The sequence below is a fragment of the Cystobacter fuscus genome, assembly GCF_002305875.1.
Taxonomy (GTDB): domain Bacteria; phylum Myxococcota; class Myxococcia; order Myxococcales; family Myxococcaceae; genus Cystobacter; species Cystobacter fuscus_A.
The window spans coordinates 3,173,642-3,191,265 of record NZ_CP022098.1; the positions used below are offsets into that span (position 1 = coordinate 3,173,642).

Here is a 17,624-nt window from a genome sequence, read left to right on the forward strand (position 1 = left end):
AGTGGGAACGCGTCCACTCAGTCCCCCAGTGTTTGTCGCTGCTACCGGGAGAGCAAAGCCAGATGGGTGAGGGCTTCGAAGGGCGCGCGCGACACGCGGATGCGCGTGGGGCGGCGGCTGGGAGGCGCGGGGGAGGCGCAGTGGGCTTCTGGTATACGCCTCTCCAGGCGGCTCCCCCGGACACGTCCGCTCGGCTGAGTGGACGTGCTTGATGCTCAGTGGCGGCCGAGGAAGTCCATCTTGCCGATGTCCAGCCCGTTGTGACGCAGGATAGCGTACGCCGTGGTGAGGTGGAAATAGAAGTTGGGCAGCGCGAAGGTGAGCAGGAAGGGCTGCCCCTGGAGCCGCATCTCCTGGGTGCGCATTTTGATGATGACGGTGCGCTCCTCGCTGCCGTCGATCTGCTCCGCCTTCAGGCTCTTCAGGAAGTCGATTGTCTTGGTGATGCGCGCCTGCCAGTCGGCGAAGGTCGACTCCGTGTCGGGCTGCTGGGTGGGCTCCATCCCCGCCAACTGGGTGGCACAGTACTTCGCGGACTCACAGGTCATCCGCAGTTGGAAGGACAGGGGAAGCATGTCGGGCGCCAGCCGGGCATTGATGAGGACGCTCGGCTCGATCTTCTTCGTCTCGGCATAGGAGACGGCCTTGCCGAGGATCGCCGACAGGTTGTCTAGCATGTGGATGAAGACGGGGACGGACGCCTGGTACATGGACAGGGACATGGTGCTTGCTCCTATTGGGATGGGGAGGGTCTCCCGGCCCGGGAGATAAGTGGGCCACGGCCTGGACTGTCAACGAAGGCGGAATGCCGCGCGGCTCACGTCCCGAAGGCGTGGGTGAGCCGGGCGATCGCCGCCGGGAGCGCGCGGATCCTCAGGGTCCGGCCGTTCTCGTCGAAGGACTCGGAGAGCACCCGGGCATGCTCGTACACCTCGCTGATGCGCCCCTGGCGCGCGTAGGGAATCACCAGGTCCGCCTCGATCATGGAGCGCTCGAAGAACTCCAGGAGGCCTTGCCGCAGCGCGGCGACGTCGTCGGGTGCGTGCGCCGAGAGGACGCGCGCCTCGGGGTGTTGTTGGAGCAGGGTCTCGCGCTGCTCGGCGGAGAGCCGGTCCGCCTTGTTGAACAACAGCAGGCTCGGAACGCTCTGCGCTCCAATCTCGCGGAGCACGGAGCGGGTGACCTCGAGCTGGGCCGGCCAGGTGGGGTCGGAGGCATCCACCACGTAGAGCAGCAGCGAGGCCTCCAGCGCCTCGTCGAGCGTGGAGCGGAAGGAGGCCACGAGATCGTGCGGCAGCTTCTGGATGAAGCCCACGGTGTCCGAGACGAGGATCCGCGGCCGGGTCTCCGGCTTCAGCGCCCGCACCGTGGTGTCGAGCGTGGCGAAGAGCTGGTCGGCCACCAGGACCTCGCTGCCCGTCAGGGCGCGCATGAGCGAGGACTTGCCCGCGTTGGTGTAGCCCACCAGGGCCACCCGGAGCTGGTCCCTCCGGGCGTAGCGCCGGTTCTCCTGGTCCTGTTGGATGGTCGCGAGCCCCGCGCGCAGCTCGGCGAGCCGGTCGCGAATCCTGCGGCGATCGAGCTCCATCGCCGAATCACCCGAGCCCCGGCCTTGCTGGCGCTCGCGGCTTCCCGTCGACTCGCGCATGCGGGGGGCGAGGTAGTTGAGCCGGGCGATCTCCACCTGCATCCGCGCCTCCCGGCTGCGCGCGTGGCGGTGGAAGATGTCCACGATGACGCCGGTGCGGTCGAGCACCTGGGCACCGGTGGCCCGCTCGAGGTTGCTCAACTGACTGGGCGTCAACTCGTGGTCGACCACCACCACGGTGGGCCTCGGCCCGGCGTGCTCCTCCCCGGCCTCGTCGACCTCGGCGGCTTCATCGGTTTCGTCGGCCTCGGCTTCCGGTGGCGCCACGGGGGCGGCCTCCGCCGCCGCCTCGGCCGCCTCTTCCGCTTCGGCTTCCCAGCGCTCGCGGGCCTTCGACTTGCGAGCCCGTGCCCCCGACGGCACGGTGCCTCGGCCTCCGGTGAGCCGGGCCAGCTCCTCGAGCTTTCCGGTTCCGAGGACCGTTCCCGCGGCGACGCCGTCGCGGCGCTGACTCACGGTGGCGACGACCTCGTACCCGAGGGTGTGCACCAGCCGTCCGAGCTCGGCGAGGTCGGCGGCGTGTTCGGTGTCCGAGACGTTGGGGAGTTGGACGCCCACCAACACGGCGAGGGGGCGCTCCGGAGGGGATTGCGACATGCTTCCCTCCTACCACGGAGCTTGGACGATGTAGCGTCGTGCCCATGAGCGTGGACTGGTTGAAGCAGCTCGCGGCCGTGCTGCCGCCCGAGGGACTCATCACCGATGCCGACGTGCTCGAGGCCCACCGGAGGGATCAAGCGGATTGGGCCCCCGCGGGCGTGGCGCGTGCCCTCGTCCGCCCCGCGTCGACGGCCGAGGTGCAGGCGGTGCTCCGGGTGGCGTCGGCCCACCGCGTTCCGGTGGTCGCCCGGGGAGCGGGCTCGGGCCTGTCGGGTGGCGCCAACGCCGTGGACGGGTGCCTCATCCTCTCGCTCACGCGGATGAACCGCATCCTGGAGCTGGACCGCAAGAGCCTGTTCGCCGTCGTCCAGCCCGGTGTCATCAATGGCGCGCTCAAGGCGGCCGCGGCGGAAGTGGGGCTGTGGTACGCGCCGGACCCGGCGAGCTGGGAGTTCTCCACCCTGGGCGGCAACCTCGCCACCAACGCGGGGGGCCTGTGCTGCGTGAAGTACGGCGTGACGGGAGACGCCGTGCTCGGGCTGGAGGTGGTGCTCGCGGATGGCTCCGTCGTGCGCACCGGGGGCCGCACGGTGAAGAACGTGGCGGGCTACGATCTCACCCGCCTGTTCGTCGGCTCCGAGGGGACGCTCGGCATCATCACCGAGGCCACGTTGCGGCTGCGCCCTCGTCCTCCCAAGGCCACGACCCTGGTGGCTTCGTTCCCCACGCTCGTCGCGGCGGGCGCGGCCGTCATCGACATCGTGGCGGACACCCGGCCCTCGCTCCTGGAGTTGATGGACCGCGCCACCGTGCGCGCCGTGGAGGCCCACATGCCGCTGGGGTTGGACGTGGACGCGGCGGCGCTGCTCCTGGCGCGCTCGGACGCGGGGGGAGAGCAGGGCGTGGCGGAGTGCGCGCGCATGGCCGCCGTCTGCGAGGCCGCCGGCGCCACCTTCGTCATCCAGTCCTCCGACGAGGCCGAGGGCGAGTCCCTGCTCGCCGCGCGCCGCTTCGCCTTCCTCGCCCTGGAGAAGCTGGGGACGACGCTGCTCGATGACGTCTGCGTGCCCGTCTCCCGTCTGGCGGAGTTGCTCGCGGTGGTCGAGCGCATCGCCGCGGAGCGCCGGGTCCTCATCGGCACGTTCGGCCACGCGGGGGATGGCAACATGCACCCCACGCTCGTCTTCGACCGGAACGACGCGGACGAGGTGGCACGGGCCCACGCGGCGTTCGACGACATCCTGCACGCCGTGCTCGAGCTGGGCGGCACCATCACCGGCGAGCACGGGGTGGGTCTGCTCAAGCGCCCCTTCCTGGCGCGGCAGCTCGGAGACGAGACCACGCGGCTCCATCACACGCTCAAGGCCGCGATGGATCCGCTCGGCATCCTCAACCCCGGCAAGCTCCTCTGACGAGGGCCGCCGGGAGAGGGGCGTACTTCAGCTGCGCAGGCCCGGGGCTTCGTGGCCGGTGCGCGCCACGTACTCGGTGTAGCCGCCGCCGTACAGGTGCGGGCCCTCGGGCGTCAGCTCCAGCACCCGGTTGGACAGTGCCCCGAGGAAGTGCCGATCGTGGCTCACGAAGAGCATGGTGCCCTCGTAGTTGGAGAGCGCGGTGATCAGCATCTGCTTGGTGGCCATGTCCAGGTGGTTGGTGGGCTCGTCCAGCACCAGGAAGTTGGGCGGATCATAGAGCATCTGCGCCAGCACCAGCCGGGCCTTCTCGCCACCGGAGAGCACGCGGCACTTCTTCTCGATCTCCTCTCCGGAGAAGCCGAAGCACCCGGCGAGCGCGCGCAGCGAGCCCTGGGACGCGCGGGGGAACCTGTCCACCAGCGAGTCGAACACGGTCAGCTCGGGCTTGAGGATCTCCATGGCGTGCTGGGCGAAGTAGGCCATCTTCACGCTGCCGCCGAGCGTCACCGCGCCATCGTCCGGCTTGGAGTCCCCGGCGATGAGCTTGAGCAGGGTGGACTTGCCCGCGCCGTTGACGCCCATGACGCACCAGCGCTCGCCGCGGCGCACCAGGAAGTCCAGACCGTTGTAGATGCGGCGCTTGCCGTAGCCCTTCACCACGCGCTCCAGCTTCGCCACGTCGTCACCCGAGCGCGGCGGCGCCTGGAAGTCGAACAGCAGCGTCTGGCGGCGCTTGGGCGGCTCCACCTTCTCGATCTTCTCCAGCTTCTTCACCCGGCTCTGCACCTGGGCGGCGTGCGAGGCGCGCGCCTTGAAGCGCTCGATGAACTTCAGCTCCTTGGCGAGCATCGCCTGCTGGCGGTCGAACTGCGCCTGCTGCTGCTTCTCGTTCTGCGCGCGCTGCTGCTCGTAGAAGTCGTAGTTGCCCGAGTACGTGGTCAGCTCGCCGCCGTCGATCTCGACGATCTTCGTCACGATGCGGTTCATGAACTCGCGGTCGTGGCTCGTCATCAGCAGGGCGCCCTCGAAGTTCTTGAGGAAGCTCTCCAGCCAGATGAGCGACTCGATGTCCAGGTGGTTGCTCGGCTCGTCGAGCAGCATCACGTCCGGACGCATGAGCAGGATGCGGGCGAGCGCCACGCGCATCTTCCATCCGCCCGACAGCGCGCCCACGTCGCCGTCCATCATCTCCTCGCTGAAGCCCAGGCCCGCGAGGATCTCCCGCGCCTTGCCCTCCAGCGCGTAGCCGCCCAGCTCCTCGTAGCGGCCCTGCACGACACCGAAGCGCTCCACGAGCTTGTCCATCTCGTCCATGCGCTCGGGGTCCGCCATGGCCGCTTCCAGCGCCTTGAGCTCCGTGGCGATCTCCGACACCGGCCCCGCGCCGTCCATCACCGCGGCCACCGCGCTCTGGCCGGACATCTCGCCCACGTCCTGGTCGAAGTAGCCGATGGTGACGCCGCGGTCGACGGACACCTGGCCCTCGTCCGGGTGCTCGCGCTGGACGACCATGCGGAAGAGGGTGGACTTGCCCGCGCCGTTGGGGCCCACCAGGCCCACCTTCTCGCCCTTGTTGAGCTGAGCGGAGGCCTCCACGAAGAGGATCTGCTGGCCGTGCTGCTTGCCGATGTTGTCGAGACGAATCATGAGACCTCGGGGAGGGGTGAAGAAGCCCTCCTCATCTGCTCCCGCCCCTCTCCCAGACCCGGAGGGGTTTCGTCCAGAGGTTATCAGGGGGTCTGGCCCTTCCCGTGGGGCCCGCTACCGCCAGGCCCGTGATTGCCCCACACGGGAGCCAGCGATTACGCTGGCGCGATGGCCAGAACACCCGAGAAGGCGGGGTACTCCCCGAAAAGAAAGCTCCCTCCGAGCGCCGCCGAGGAGACGGGGCCGGGCTCGCCGGGTTGCTCCCTGTCCCAGGCGCAGGAGGCCCTGAAGCTGCTGGAAGGGCGCTGGAAGCTCGTCATCCTCTTCCACCTGTTCCACACGCCGGTGTTGCGCTTCTCCGAGCTCGAGCGCGGCATCCCCGGCGTGTCGCAGAAGATGCTCATCCAGCAGTTGCGCGAGCTGGAGCGCGATGGGCTCGTGGTGCGGACCGTTCATCCGCAGGTGCCGCCGAAGGTGGAATACAGCCTGACGGGATTCGGCCAGGCGCTCCTCCCCACGCTCCGGGCGCTGAGGGACTGGGCGGCCCTGAGAAAAACCCCGGCCCTGGCGGAGCGGGGTTGAGCCCGCGCGGTGGTGTTCGGGTACGCTCCCTGCTTGTCCGGCCCGAAGCGCTCAAAGGGGGCAGCGTGCGAGGGAAGTGTCTGGCGGTGGTGTTGGTCTTCGTGGGTTGTCAGCGCTCTTCCGAGCCCGTGGCTCCAGCGGAGGTGATCGAGCTGTCGCTCGATGGGGGCTCGGAGGCGGCTCCCGCTTCCCCACTCGCGGCGGAGGGGAGGGACACTCCCGGCCTGGCGGAGGAAAAGCCCGAGGTGTCATGGACCGCCCTTTCCGCGGATGGACGCGCGGAGGTGCGGCAGACGCGGGCTCTTGGGGGCAAGGGGTGCACGACCAGCTCGACGGTCTCCACTCCGTTCGCGCGGACCGAGGTGATGTGGAAGTGGGACACCTGCGTGGCGACCCGGGAGCAACTCAAGTTCGTCTCCCCGGATGGCCATCGCCTGCTCGTGCTCGATTCCCTGCCCGGGCTCGTCGGACAGGAGTGGCGGGGGCTGGAGCTGGTCACGCTCTATGAGCAGGGGCTGCGCCTGAAGTTCCTCCGGGCGGGGACCGCCGTGCGCGCTCCGGAGGTCCGGCGTGAGCCGTTCTCCGGCCTCGCCTGGGTGAAGGGGACGGTGGGCCTGCCGGGAACACCTCCGAAGTACACCGACGACGGGAAGGCGATCGAGTTCGAGACCGTGGACGGGCGGACGTTCCAGTTGGGCTTCGACGGCGCCGGGTTTCCTCCGCCGGCCGAGGAGGCGCGTGCCTTCGTGGCCGAGGAGGGCCTGTACCGGTACACGGATGAGCGGGGGACGACGCGGGTGGTGAACTCGGTGGACGACATCCCCGAGCGCTACCGCTCCCGGGCCGCGAGGGTGCGGGGCGAGGTCTCCGTGCAGCCCGCCTCCAAGCCCCAGGCCCCTCCGCCGTCCGCGAAGGAGGAGCCCGCGAAGGAGGCGCTTCCGCCCGAGCTCGCGAAGGAACTCCCGGGGCTTCCCCCCCAGCTCACGCCGCCTTCGAAGCTCATCAACGAAGCGAAGCAGACGGTGGAGAAGGTCCAGGAGATCCGACGGGAGCAGGATCGCGTCCTGGAGACCTTGCACTGACGTGTCCCGCGGCTACGGCCTCCCGATGGCGCTGTACCAGAAGCCGAAGGAGCGCGGCTCCTGGGGCTCCCAGATGTTGCGGCCATCGAGCAGCACGGGGGCGCGCATGAGGCCCTTGAGGCGAGCGAAGTCCGGCTGCCGGTAGTCCTGCCACTCGGTGACGAGCACGGCGGCGTCGGCGCCCTCGGCGGCCTCGTACATGTCCCGGCAGTACGTGATGCGGTCGCCGAGCTGCGCGCGCACGTTGTCCATGGCCACCGGATCATGCGCGCGCACCCGGGCGCCCGCCTCGAGCAGATCGTGGATCAGCACGAGCGCGGGGGACTCGCGGATGTCGTCCGTCTTGGGCTTGAAGGCGAGCCCCCACACCGCCACCGTCCGGCCCTTGAGCGCGCCGTCCAGGTGCCGGCGGAGCTTCTCGAACAGCAGCCGCTTCTGCCGGTGGTTCACGGACTCCACCGCGCGCACCACCTCGAGCTCGTGCCCCACGCTCTTGGCGATGTGTTGCAGCGCCGCGATGTCCTTGGGGAAGCACGAGCCACCGAAGCCCGCGCCCGGGTACAGGAACTTGGGTCCCACGCGGGGATCCGCGCCCACCGCCTTGCGCACCTGCTCGATGTCCGCGCCCAGCTTCTCGCTGAGCACGGCCAGGTCGTTCATGAAGGAGATGCGCGTGGCGAGCATGGCATTGGCCGCGTACTTGGTCAGCTCGGCCGAGCGCGCGTCCATCGTGTGGATGCCCTCGCTCGAGCGCACGAGCGGGTTGTACAGCTCGCGCAGCACCTCGAGCGCGCGCGCGCTGTTGGAGCCGAGCACCACGCGGTCGGGCTTCATGAAGTCGTGGATCGCCGCCCCCTCCTTGAGGAACTCGGGGTTGGACGCGACGCCGAAGAGCTGGTCGGTGTAGCGGCCGATGATCTGCTCGATGCGATCGGCGGTGCCCACCGGTACGGTGCTCTTGGTGACCACCACCTTGAAGCCGTTCATGTTCTGGCCAATCGTCTCGGCGACGGCGAAGACGGCGGACAGATTGGCGGAGCCATCCGCCTGGGGCGGCGTGCCCACGGCGATGATGACGACCTCGGCGGCGCGGATCGCGGCGGCGATGTTCGTCGAGAACGTCAGGCGCCCGGCCTTGACGTTGGTGGTGATGAGGGCGTCGAGCCCCGGCTCGTAGATGGGAACCTCGCCGCGCTCGAGGCGTGCGATCTTGGACGCGTCCACGTCGACGCAGGCGACGTCATTGCCGACGTCGGCGAACCCCACGCCGGCCACGAGACCGACATAACCCGTTCCAATGACTGCGAGTTTCATGTTGCTTCCTTTGCTGCTGAGCGCGTGGCGGCTTCCCGTCCGCGCGTGGGGTGAAGAGACGGAGAGGTGCTACTCGCTCGCGAGCGGAGGCTCGGGACGGTTCGTGTTGCGCAGGGGAATCTCCCGGGTGAACACGGCGAGCAGCAGCGCGAACAGGCCCACGAGCAGCGACCAGTCGAAGACGTGGGTCACGCCCTGGACGAACGAGGCGCGGACCGCGCGCTCTCCGGCATGGGCGGCCTCGAGCACCCGCGCTTCCTCCCGTGCGAGTGCCGGCTCGTCGGCGCCGGGCTCGCGCCGGAGGGCGTCATAGCGGGCACTCACCTCGGAGGTGAGTCCTCCTCCCGCCGGGTCCTGGCTCGTGCCCTCCTGCGTGCCGCCGCCCTTGCGGATGCGCTCCGCGTCGAACCAGGCGTCGAACCGCCCCCGCATGGCCACGGGCACCTGCTCACGCACGGGCTGGAGCGAGTCCGTGAGCGAATGCGTCAGCGAGGCGGTGAGGATGAGGCCGAAGACGGCGCTGCCCATGGCCTGCCCGAGCTGCTGGAAGAACTGCCGCCCCGCCGTGGCGGTGCCCACCTGGTGGGGGGCCACGGCGTTCTGGACGGACAGGGTGAGCATCGGCTGCAGGGGGCCCATGCCACAGCCGAAGATGAAGGTGCACACGCCGATGTCCCAGAGGGTGCTCTCCGCCGTGAGCCGGCTGAGCAGGAACAGGCTCAGGCACATCAGCACGAAGCCGCTCACGATGACCACCTTGTAGCGTCCCGTGCGGCTCACCCAGCGCGCCGTCACGAGCGACGTCGGCACCACGGCGGCGGTGAGCGGGATCATCGCGATGCCCGCTTCCCTCGCCGTGGCTCCCAGCCCATTGACGGCGAGGACCGACAGGAAGAGCAGGGCGGAGAAGAACGCCGCGCCGTTGCACACCGACGCCAGGCTCACCAGCGAGAAGACGCGATTGTGGAACAGCGTGAACGGGATGATGGCATGCGGGGTGCGCCGCTCCACGAGGATGAACAGCACGAGCCCCACGAGCGACACGGCGAGCATCCCGAGCACCTCGGGCGACAGCCACGCCGCGAGCGGCCGATCACCCCGGAGCGTGAGCAGGAAGGGCACCGTCGCGACGACGAGCAGCACGGCCCCGAGCCAGTCCACCTTGCTGGCCACGCCGCTGTGCAGGCGCGGCATCTTGCTCCAGATGAACGCGACCGCGATGGCGCCCAGCGGCAGGTTGATGAAGAATACCCAGCGCCAGCCCACCGTGTCCGTGAGCGTGCCCCCGAGCAGCGGGCCGACGATGCTGGACACTGCGAACACCGTGCCGAAGATGCCCTGGTAGCGTGCCCGCTCGGAGGGAACGAACAGGTCCGCCGGCACGGCGAAGGCGGTGGAGGTGATGGCCGCCGCTCCCATGCCCTGGATGCCCCGGTACACCACCAGCTCGAGCATGGAGCCCGCGAGGCCGCACAGCACCGAGCCCACGAGGAAGATGGCGATGCCCGCGAGGATGACCGTCTTGCGGCCGAGGCTGTCCGAGAGCTTGCCGTAGATGGGTATCAGGGTGGTGCTGGCGAGCAGGTAGGACGTCGAGGTCCACGCGAAGAACTCCATGCCCTGGAGCTCGGAGACGATGCGCGGCAGGGCCGTGGCGACGATCGTTTGATCGAGCGCGGCCAGGAACAGGGCCAGCATCACGCCGGCCAGGACGAGCGCCTTGGTGCGGGGAGTGAGCGTACTCGCGTAGTCGATGCGCTCGCCGGGCATCGTCGCGGAGGGAGTGGCGATCAGGGTGCTCATGGGTGGTGAGTGTCCAGGGAGAGGGGAGTGCTAGGCCGCGGTGGCGCGGACCTTGGTGTCCACCTTCCCCTCGAAGGCGATCTTCTCGAGCGCCTGCGCGGCGACCTGCTCGCTCTTGAGTTGCTTGATGTCCGCGGAGATCTTCCGCATGCGGTTGCGGATGCCCTCGTCCGCCAGGAGCGCCTGCAGCTCGGCGCGGATCGTCTCGGGCGTCGCCTTGTCCAGGGGCAGGTAGCGCCCGAGCCCCGCGCGCTCCACCAGTTGCGCGTTCAACGGCTGGTCGCCGAACAGGGGGATGACCAGCATGGGCAGCCCATAGGTCAGGGCGCGCCCCACCGTGCCCCAGCCACCGTGGGTGACGAGCGCCTGGGCCTGGGGGAACACGTCGTCGTGGGGGACGTAGCGCTCGATGCGGATGTGGGAGCCGAGCCCGGAGGGGACGTCCTGGGCGCCCGCGGACGTGGCGAGCACGGGGACGTTCATCGGCGCGACGGCCTCCAGCACGCGCCGGAACAGGCCCTTGTCCCCGGGGGTCGTCGTCGTGCTGATGACCACCGTGCCGGGCGCCACGCGCGGCGCCTCCCTCGGCTGCTGGCCCTTGGCGGGCACGTTGAACGTCGTCGGCCCGACGAAGAGCTGACGGTCGCGCAGCGGGATGTCACCGGCCAGGCCCTGGTGGCTCATGATGATGTGGAGCCGGGGGGAGATCATCCCCTGGATCATCTCCGCCGTCCGGCCCTTGTAGGGGGGCAGGCCGAGCTTCTCCCGGGGCTCACGCAGGGAGAACAACTGGCCGAGCAACCCGTGCGCCAGCGCGGGGATCCGATTGACGTGCCGCAGCTTCGGCAACACGCTGAACATCAGTGGCAGCTCGTCCCGGGTGAGGGTGGTGCCCATGTTTCCGGCGCTCACGAAGGGGATGCCGGCGCGCTCCGCGGCCCAGGCCGCGCCCACCTCGAAGAAGTCGTAGACCACGCAGTCCACCTGCTCCCGCCGCAGCACGGGCTCGAGCTCCATCGCGAGCTGGACGTTGTTCGCCAGGACGAGGCGGCGGACGTGCGCGAAGCCGAACGGAATCGTCGGCATCCAGGCCGGCAGGCTGGCGTGCGGGAAGAGCGTCCCGAGGTCCTGGATGTCGAGCATGTGCTCGTAGGGCAGGTGCTCGGCTCCAGCGGCCTTCACCTCCGCCGCCATGTTGGCCTTCGCCTTGAACAGCACCCGGTGGCCCCGGGAGGTGAGCTGCTGCGCGAGGTCGAGGACACGCAGGAAGTGCCCTGGCGCGGTCGTGCTCGTCAGCAGGAAGGTCGCGGGCTTTCGGGAAGCATCAGTCGTCGAGGTCATGCTCGTTCCGTCTTGGAATCAAGGGAAGGGAGGAATCGCGCGTTGCACGCGATAAACCGCAACTTCGAGTTGCGATGGATATAGACTCCCCGCCGACGCATCGCAACACGAAGTTGCGATGTTCCAAGCTCTTGGAAACCAGGGTTGCCGGAGGTAGCGCGGTGTGGTGCAGTGGTCGCCGAGTGAGCGGTCAAGTGGGAGCAAAACGAAAAGCTTGCAAGAAGCGAATGCTCGTGCGCGGAGAGCCCGTGGTGCGAGGCATTCTCGAGGCCACGCTCGAGGAGCTTGCCTCCGTGGGCTACGGTGCGCTGCGGATCGAGGACGTGGCCACGCGGGCCGGGGTCAACAAGACCACCATCTACCGGCGCTGGCCGACGAAGCAGGAGCTCGTGGCGGCGGCGCTCCGGTCGGTCACCGCCGAGCGGATCACCCCGCCGAACACGGGCTCGCTGCGGGGAGATGTGCTCGAGACCGGGCGCCACATGGCCGAGGTCATGGGTTCAGCGGAAGGGCAGGCGCTCCGGCGCATCCTCATCGCGGAGGAGCGCAACCCGGAGTTCACGGCCATTGCCCAGCAGCTCCGTGACTCGATGGATGCCTTGCCGCTGCCCGTCATCGAGGCCGCGAGGGCACGGGGTGAGTTCGCGCCAGGCTTCGACGATACGTTGCTCTTCAAGACCCTCGCGGGCGCGGTCCAGCATCGGCTCTTCATGGAGCGCCAGGACGTCGACGAGGGCTTTCTCGTCCAGATCGTCGACCTGCTCCTCCTGGGTGCCATGGCATCCAATCGGCGGAGATGAGGGACGCGCCCGGGACGAGGGTGGGGGGGCGGACGCGGGGGGCTCCCGCGTCCGCTGCCGGGTGCGGTCAGCGCCCGAGCTGGACGTTCTCGAGCACTCCGAGCGCGTCGGGGACGAGGGGGGCCACCGAGTAGTAGGCGCTGACGAGATAGGAGGTAATCGCCTTGTCGTTGATGTCCATGCGCCGGGCCGAGAGGCTGGGCTGGATCTCGTCCGGGATGCCGGTGCGGTGCAGGCCGATGACGCCCTGATCGTCCACGCCCGTGCGCATCACGATGATGGAGCTGGTGCGCTCCTTGGTGATGGGAATCTTGTCGCTGGGCAGGATGGGAACGCCGCGCCAGGCGATGACCGGTCTGCCCAGCACCTCGACGCATGTCGGGTAGATGCCGCGGCGATTGCACTCCTGACTGAACGCGGCGATGGTGCGCGGGTGGGCCAGGAGGTAGCGAGACTTCCTGCGCCGGCTGATCAGCTCATCCAGATCGTCCGGAGTGGGAGGCCCGCTGCGGGGATTGATGCGCTGCTTGAGATCGGCGTTGTGCAGCAGCCCGAACTCCCGGTTGTTGATCATCTCGTATTCCTGCCGCTCGCGGATGGCCTCGACGGTCAACCGGAGCTGCTCGGCCACCTGGCTCATCGGATCGTTGAAGAGATCCGACACGCGGGTGTGCACCCGGAGCATGGTCTGGGCCACGCTCAGCTCGTACTCGCGGGGCTTGAGCTCGTAGTCGACGAACGTCTGGGGAAGCGTCGGCTCGCCGTGGTGGCCCGCGGACAGCTCGATGGCGGCCTGCCCCTGTTTGTCCTGGGGCTTCTTCAAGCGCGCCTTGTAGCGCTCGACATGCGCGTTCAGCGTGGGGGATTGGGTGATCACCACCTCGAACACCCGCTGCGGCAGCATCATCACGATGCAGGGGGTGAGTGCCTTGACCGTGAAGGGCCACCGGTCGTTCGACTCCACCACGGCCTGATCCCCGAAGTGGTCGCCGTCGGCCAGTGAATCGAGGATGACCGGATCGCCATACTTGCCCATGCCCAGCTTGTGGGCCTTGCCATGGGCGAGCAGGACCACGTGTTCGGCGGGCTGACCCGCCTCGACGATGAGCTCACCGGCCTTGAACTCCTTCTGGACGAAGTGGTTCGCCAGGGTTCCCACCACCAGGTTGTCGACGTCCGCGAAGCCACGCAGCAGCGGCAGCTTGTGCAGCTCCTGGGGAATGATCTGCACCTGGGCGCCGATGTTGCTGAACTGGATGCGGTCGTCCTCCGCCGTATAGGTCAACCGGCGGTTGACGCGATACACGCCGGACACCTCGACCCAGGGCAGTATCTTCAGCAGCCACCGGGGTGTGATTTCCTCCATCTGTGGCGGCGTCTTGGTCGTCGTCGCCAACTGGCGGGCAGCGGCCGTCGCCAGACTCAACTGATGTTGCTCGATGTCGCCACCGCCCACCGGATTCGTCGTATTCGCCATGAGGTGTCTCTTGGATCGTGTCTGATCTGTGGATGGATGGCCTACTCGTGGGCGCGGCCGATTTCGACGCTCTCCAGGATGCCCAGGGCGTCGGGGACCAGCACGGCGGCGGAGAAGTAGGTGCTGACGAGGTAGGAGATGATGGCCTTCTCGTTGATGCCCATGAACCGGACATTGAAGCTGGGCTCGATCTCGTCCGGGATGCCCGCCTGGTGCAGGCCGACGACGCCCTGGTTCTTCTCACCCGCGCGCATCAGGAGGATGGAGCTGGTCCGGGACTCGCTGATGGGGATCTTGTTGCACGTGAAGATGGGAATGCCGCGCCAGGCGGGGACCATGTTGCCGTTGATGTCGATGCTGGTCGGGTAGATGCCCCGGCGGCTGCACTCCTGCCCGAACGCGGCGACGGCGCGCGGGTGGGCCAGGAAGAACGAGGGCTCCTTCCACACCGTCGCCAGCAGCTCGTCCATGTCGTCGGGCGTCGGAGGCCCGCTGCGGGTGTGGATGCGCTGCTTGAGATCGGCGTTGTGCAGCAGTCCGAACTCCCGGTTGTTGATGAGCTCGTGCTCCTTGCGCTCCTTGAGTGCCTCGACGGTCAGACGCAGCTGCTGCTCGGTCTGGTTCATCGGATCGTTGAACAGGTCGGCGACACGGGAATGGATCTGGAGCACGGTCTGGGCCACGCTCAGCTCGTACTCACGAGGATGGGTCTCGTAGTCGACGTAGGTGCCCGGCAGCGTCGGCTCGCCGTGGTGGCCCGCGGACAGCTCGATGGCGGCCTCACCCGTCGAGTCCGTCTTCTTCTTCCGCCGGGCCTTGAAGCCCTCGACGTGCTTCTGGAGCGACGGAGACAGGGCGAGCACCGACTCGAAGTCGGACTGCTTGAGGATCAGCACCGTGCAGGCGGTGAGGGCCTTGGCGGTGAACTGCCAGTAGTCCTGCGACTCCAGCAGCACCTCGTAGCTGTAGTGGTCGCCATCCGCCAGCGTCTCGAGCACGGTCTCGTCACCGTACTTGCCCTTGCCAATCTTGTTCACCTTGCCGTGGGCGATGAGGCAGATCGAGTCGGCCTCCTTGCCGGCCTCGGTGATGACCGCACCGGGCTTGAACTCCTTCTGCTCGAAGCGGTTGGCCAGGGCGGTCAACACCTCGTTGTCCTCGAAGCCGCGCAGCAGGGGCAGCTCCTGGAGCTCCTGGGGAATGACCTGGATCTTCGCGCCCGTGCTGACGAAGGTCACCCGGCCGTCGCCCACGGTGTAGCTCAAGCGGCGGTTGAGGCGGAACGTGCCGCCCGAGACCTGCACCCACGGCAGCAGCTTGAGCAGCCACCGGGACGAAATCCCCTGCATCTGCGGGACGGACTTGGTCGTCGTCGTCAGCTGGCGAGCCGCGATCGTCGCGAGGCTCAACTGCTGCTTCTCTTCCCCTTCACCGGGCTTCACAGGATTCGTCATGGCCTACTCTTTCCTCTCGAGCTGAAGAACAGCGTTCTTTTCACGTGTGTTGTAGCCAGACCGGTCACCGCGAAACAGCGAGGCGATGCGCGCGGCGGACATCCCCAGGCCGGAGGGGCGAAGGGAGGGCTGACCGGGCTTCCGGGTGTTGCGCAATTCGAATTCCTTGTAGCGATCCACGGCCTGATGCCAACGGAGCACGCCGGCCATGTACTGCTGCATTCTCTTGACGTAGCCGCGCAGCTTCTCCCGGGCGCTCGCGTCCAGGCCGAAGTTGTCGGCGAGGGCCGGCAATTCCATGGCGACGGTGTGCTCGAACTGCTGCATCCGGGCCGTCATCAGCTTGTTGACGACCTCGACGGCTCCCGCCTTGTCGAGGTCGAGGAAGCGCTGGATGACGAGCACGCCGTTGTTGAGCTCGCCCTCGAACTCGAGCTCCTTCTGATAGGAGAAGACGTCGTTGGTCAGGCAGGCGTAGTCGGCGACCGAGTTCTCGAGTCCCCGTATCGGCCGGGAGTAGAACACCTCGGGGGGGAGTTCGTCGCCCAGGGACAGCCGGGAGAGGTTCATGGTGAGATCCGCGCCAAACGTCTTCCGGCGCATCTCCACGTAGTCGACCGGATCCGGGATGCGGTTCTGCGTTTGATTGGCGAGTTCCCACAGCCAGCTCCCGGTCATGTCCTGGAGGGCCTGGCGCAAGAGATTCCGGCTGTTCGGAGTCATGGGGCCGGCCGTCCGGGCCCACAGATCGGCCAGGCCCCGCTCCACGGGGTTGGTGGGAACCGCGGTCAGGGTGGAGGGGTCATCCGGCATGAATGCCTTCAACCGGGCGTTGAAGACCTTCGCGCCCGCCATGTCGCGGGTGTGACCGTAGAACGCCGGGAAGTAGTCGTCGGCGTAGGTTCCCCAGACGAGCCATCCCGCCGTCAGGTTGAGCTCGGGTCCGGATGCCGCCGGATGGATCAGGGCGCCACAGAGGGCCACGTCCGCGACGTCGAACTTGTGATCATCCCAGATGTAGACACCGGGAAGGCCGGGCAGGGGATCCAACATCCCCATTCGACGCGCCCATTCCTTGGAGTCTCGCCGCGCGGCATCCAGGTGGGCGTTCAGGCTCGTCGTGTACGGCATGTAGAAGTTGGGCAGCGTGACCGGACCCACGGGCTTGTAGGGCACGTGGGTGAAGCTCTTGAACCGCCCCAAGCCCAGGGTGCCGGGCAACCGCGCCAGCCTCGCCGCCGACGTCCCCAGGCCCGTCGGGCCGAGCGGAAAGGCCCCCGCCGCCGAACTCTCGCCGCCACGGTTCATGTAGCGGCTCGAGCGCATGTGCCACTCGTGGCCGCCGGACTGCCAGTCCTGGAGCCCCCGGATGTAGAGGAGCACGCTGGCCCGCTCGTCCGGGGTCAGGCCGTACTCCTCGAACAGGGGGGGCAGCTCCGTCACGGCGGTGTTCTCGAACTGCTGGAGCCGGGACGTCAGGATGTCATTGGTCAGGTTGGCGGCGCGCTGCGTATCGATGTCGAGAAAGCGCTCCATCACCAGGACGCAATTGGACAGCTCACCTTCCTCGAGGATCTCCCGCTCGTAGGAGAAGAGATCGTTGCGCAGGTGCACGCCATCCGCGAACGTGTCCTTGAGCACGAGCATGGGCCGGGTGTCCGCGATCCGGGCGGGAACCTCGACGAAGACGGCGTGCTCGACGAGATCCGCCGACCAGGGCGCGCCTCCCACCTTGCGGCGCATCTCGATGTATTCAATGGGGTTGGCGACGCGGTGCTCGCTGATGTTGGACAGCTCCCACGTCGACTCCTCGAGCAGGGCCTTGGTGCTCTCGAAGAAGCGCTTGCGCCATTCCGGGGATTTGGTGGGGACCGTCCGGTTCCAGAGGTCCAGCAGACCACGCTCCACCGCGTTGGTCGGCTCCGGCGGGGCCACGGAGAGGTCCACCGGCATGAACTGGGGCAGCCGGTCGAGGTATTTCTTCGCGCCCGCCTGATCCTGGGGGCGTTTGTAGACCTCGAGGAAGTGATCGTCGAAGAAGAAAACCCAGACATACCAATCCGTGATCAGATCGAGCTCCGGACCTGGCGCTTCCGGATGGGTATACGCGCAGAGCAGGGCGTAGTCATGGGCGTCGAACTTCGCCTCGGTCCAGATCTCGGGCTTGGCCTCTTCCTTGGGAGGGTCCAGGATGCCCATCGCTCGTGCCCAGGCCTTGGAATGTATCCGGGCTCCCTCGAGGTTGGGATTCAGGCGTGCCGGCCAGGGGACATAGAACGCGGGCAGCTCAAAGGGTTGTTTCGTGTGCTTCTCAGCCATGTGCTGCCCCCTATTTGACATTCGATGAATGTAGGATGGGAGTCGCGAGGCCACAAATTCTTGAACTCCGATTTGACGTCTCGAGATGATCTGGATGCGGTGTCATGGGCGGCACGCGCCGCATGAACAGCAAGGGCCGTGC

General features: G+C 68.0%; 13 protein-coding genes. 4 read left to right on the plus strand and 9 right to left on the minus strand.

Annotation, left to right across the window (positions count from 1 at the left end; all coding sequences use genetic code 11):
• Positions 1-215 precede the first annotated feature (215 nt).
• Both CYFUS_RS13160 and hflX read right to left on the minus strand, forming a co-directional pair.
• Positions 216-722 (minus strand): DUF1993 domain-containing protein, encoded by a 507-nt coding sequence (locus CYFUS_RS13160; protein WP_095985532.1) that lies wholly within the window; start codon positions 720-722, stop codon positions 216-218.
• Positions 723-817: 95 nt separating this feature from the next.
• A complete protein-coding gene (hflX, locus tag CYFUS_RS13165; protein WP_095985533.1) occupies positions 818-2,245 on the minus strand; it encodes a GTPase HflX in 1,428 nt (475 codons plus the stop codon).
• A gap of 44 nt (positions 2,246-2,289) precedes the next feature.
• Between hflX and CYFUS_RS13170 the strand changes: the two genes are divergently transcribed.
• Positions 2,290-3,660, plus strand: a complete 1,371-nt coding sequence (locus CYFUS_RS13170) for an FAD-binding oxidoreductase (protein ID WP_095985534.1) — start codon at positions 2,290-2,292, stop codon at positions 3,658-3,660.
• Positions 3,661-3,687: 27 nt separating this feature from the next.
• Here CYFUS_RS13170 and CYFUS_RS13175 read toward each other — a convergent pair whose 3' ends face one another.
• Positions 3,688-5,310, minus strand: coding sequence for an ABC-F family ATP-binding cassette domain-containing protein (locus CYFUS_RS13175; protein WP_095985535.1), 1,623 nt, complete (start codon positions 5,308-5,310; stop codon positions 3,688-3,690).
• 168 nt (positions 5,311-5,478) lie between these two features.
• Between CYFUS_RS13175 and CYFUS_RS13180 the strand changes: the two genes are divergently transcribed.
• Positions 5,479-5,892 carry a winged helix-turn-helix transcriptional regulator gene (locus CYFUS_RS13180; RefSeq protein WP_095985536.1) on the plus strand — a complete coding sequence of 138 codons (414 nt, stop codon included), beginning with the start codon at positions 5,479-5,481 and terminating at the stop codon, positions 5,890-5,892.
• 65 nt (positions 5,893-5,957) lie between these two features.
• Positions 5,958-6,974 (plus strand): hypothetical protein, encoded by a 1,017-nt coding sequence (locus tag CYFUS_RS13185; RefSeq protein ID WP_157758419.1) that lies wholly within the window; start codon positions 5,958-5,960, stop codon positions 6,972-6,974.
• Positions 6,975-6,986: 12 nt separating this feature from the next.
• Here the strand turns inward: CYFUS_RS13185 and CYFUS_RS13190 are convergent, their stop codons facing one another.
• From CYFUS_RS13190 to CYFUS_RS13200, 3 genes are all read right to left on the minus strand, one after another.
• A complete protein-coding gene (locus tag CYFUS_RS13190) occupies positions 6,987-8,288 on the minus strand; it encodes a UDP-glucose dehydrogenase family protein (protein ID WP_095985538.1) in 1,302 nt (433 codons plus the stop codon).
• A gap of 69 nt (positions 8,289-8,357) precedes the next feature.
• Positions 8,358-10,091, minus strand: a complete 1,734-nt coding sequence (locus tag CYFUS_RS13195; protein WP_095985539.1) for an MDR family MFS transporter — start codon at positions 10,089-10,091, stop codon at positions 8,358-8,360.
• A gap of 30 nt (positions 10,092-10,121) precedes the next feature.
• Positions 10,122-11,432, minus strand: a complete 1,311-nt coding sequence (locus tag CYFUS_RS13200) for a glycosyltransferase (RefSeq protein WP_095985540.1) — start codon at positions 11,430-11,432, stop codon at positions 10,122-10,124.
• Between the two features lie 227 nt (positions 11,433-11,659).
• Here CYFUS_RS13200 and CYFUS_RS13205 point away from each other — a divergent pair, with 227 nt between their 5' ends.
• The gene (locus CYFUS_RS13205) at positions 11,660-12,232 is read left to right on the plus strand and encodes a TetR/AcrR family transcriptional regulator (RefSeq protein WP_095985541.1); all 573 of its coding nucleotides are present in this window, start codon (positions 11,660-11,662) and stop codon (positions 12,230-12,232) included.
• 67 nt (positions 12,233-12,299) lie between these two features.
• Here CYFUS_RS13205 and CYFUS_RS13210 read toward each other — a convergent pair whose 3' ends face one another.
• The 3 genes from CYFUS_RS13210 to CYFUS_RS13220 are packed head-to-tail and all read right to left on the minus strand — an operon-like array spanning position 12,300 to position 17,482.
• The gene (locus CYFUS_RS13210) at positions 12,300-13,709 is read right to left on the minus strand and encodes a family 2B encapsulin nanocompartment shell protein (RefSeq protein WP_095985542.1); all 1,410 of its coding nucleotides are present in this window, start codon (positions 13,707-13,709) and stop codon (positions 12,300-12,302) included.
• Positions 13,710-13,750: 41 nt separating this feature from the next.
• Positions 13,751-15,163 (minus strand): family 2B encapsulin nanocompartment shell protein, encoded by a 1,413-nt coding sequence (locus tag CYFUS_RS13215; RefSeq protein WP_095985543.1) that lies wholly within the window; start codon positions 15,161-15,163, stop codon positions 13,751-13,753.
• Between the two features lie 3 nt (positions 15,164-15,166).
• The gene (locus CYFUS_RS13220) at positions 15,167-17,482 is read right to left on the minus strand and encodes a family 2 encapsulin nanocompartment cargo protein terpene cyclase (RefSeq protein ID WP_095985544.1); all 2,316 of its coding nucleotides are present in this window, start codon (positions 17,480-17,482) and stop codon (positions 15,167-15,169) included.
• Between the last annotated feature and the right edge of the window lie 142 nt (positions 17,483-17,624).

Coding starts and splice junctions, on each gene's coding strand:
- CYFUS_RS13160 (WP_095985532.1), bottom strand. CDS start 722: ATGTCCCTGTCCATGTACCAGGCGTCCGTCCCCGTCTTCATCCACATG.
- hflX (WP_095985533.1), bottom strand. CDS start 2,245: ATGTCGCAATCCCCTCCGGAGCGCCCCCTCGCCGTGTTGGTGGGCGTC.
- CYFUS_RS13170 (WP_095985534.1), top strand. CDS start 2,290: ATGAGCGTGGACTGGTTGAAGCAGCTCGCGGCCGTGCTGCCGCCCGAG.
- CYFUS_RS13175 (WP_095985535.1), bottom strand. CDS start 5,310: ATGATTCGTCTCGACAACATCGGCAAGCAGCACGGCCAGCAGATCCTC.
- CYFUS_RS13180 (WP_095985536.1), top strand. CDS start 5,479: ATGGCCAGAACACCCGAGAAGGCGGGGTACTCCCCGAAAAGAAAGCTC.
- CYFUS_RS13190 (WP_095985538.1), bottom strand. CDS start 8,288: ATGAAACTCGCAGTCATTGGAACGGGTTATGTCGGTCTCGTGGCCGGC.
- CYFUS_RS13195 (WP_095985539.1), bottom strand. CDS start 10,091: ATGAGCACCCTGATCGCCACTCCCTCCGCGACGATGCCCGGCGAGCGC.
- CYFUS_RS13200 (WP_095985540.1), bottom strand. CDS start 11,432: ATGACCTCGACGACTGATGCTTCCCGAAAGCCCGCGACCTTCCTGCTG.
- CYFUS_RS13205 (WP_095985541.1), top strand. CDS start 11,660: ATGCTCGTGCGCGGAGAGCCCGTGGTGCGAGGCATTCTCGAGGCCACG.
- CYFUS_RS13210 (WP_095985542.1), bottom strand. CDS start 13,709: ATGGCGAATACGACGAATCCGGTGGGCGGTGGCGACATCGAGCAACAT.
- CYFUS_RS13215 (WP_095985543.1), bottom strand. CDS start 15,163: ATGACGAATCCTGTGAAGCCCGGTGAAGGGGAAGAGAAGCAGCAGTTG.
- CYFUS_RS13220 (WP_095985544.1), bottom strand. CDS start 17,482: ATGGCTGAGAAGCACACGAAACAACCCTTTGAGCTGCCCGCGTTCTAT.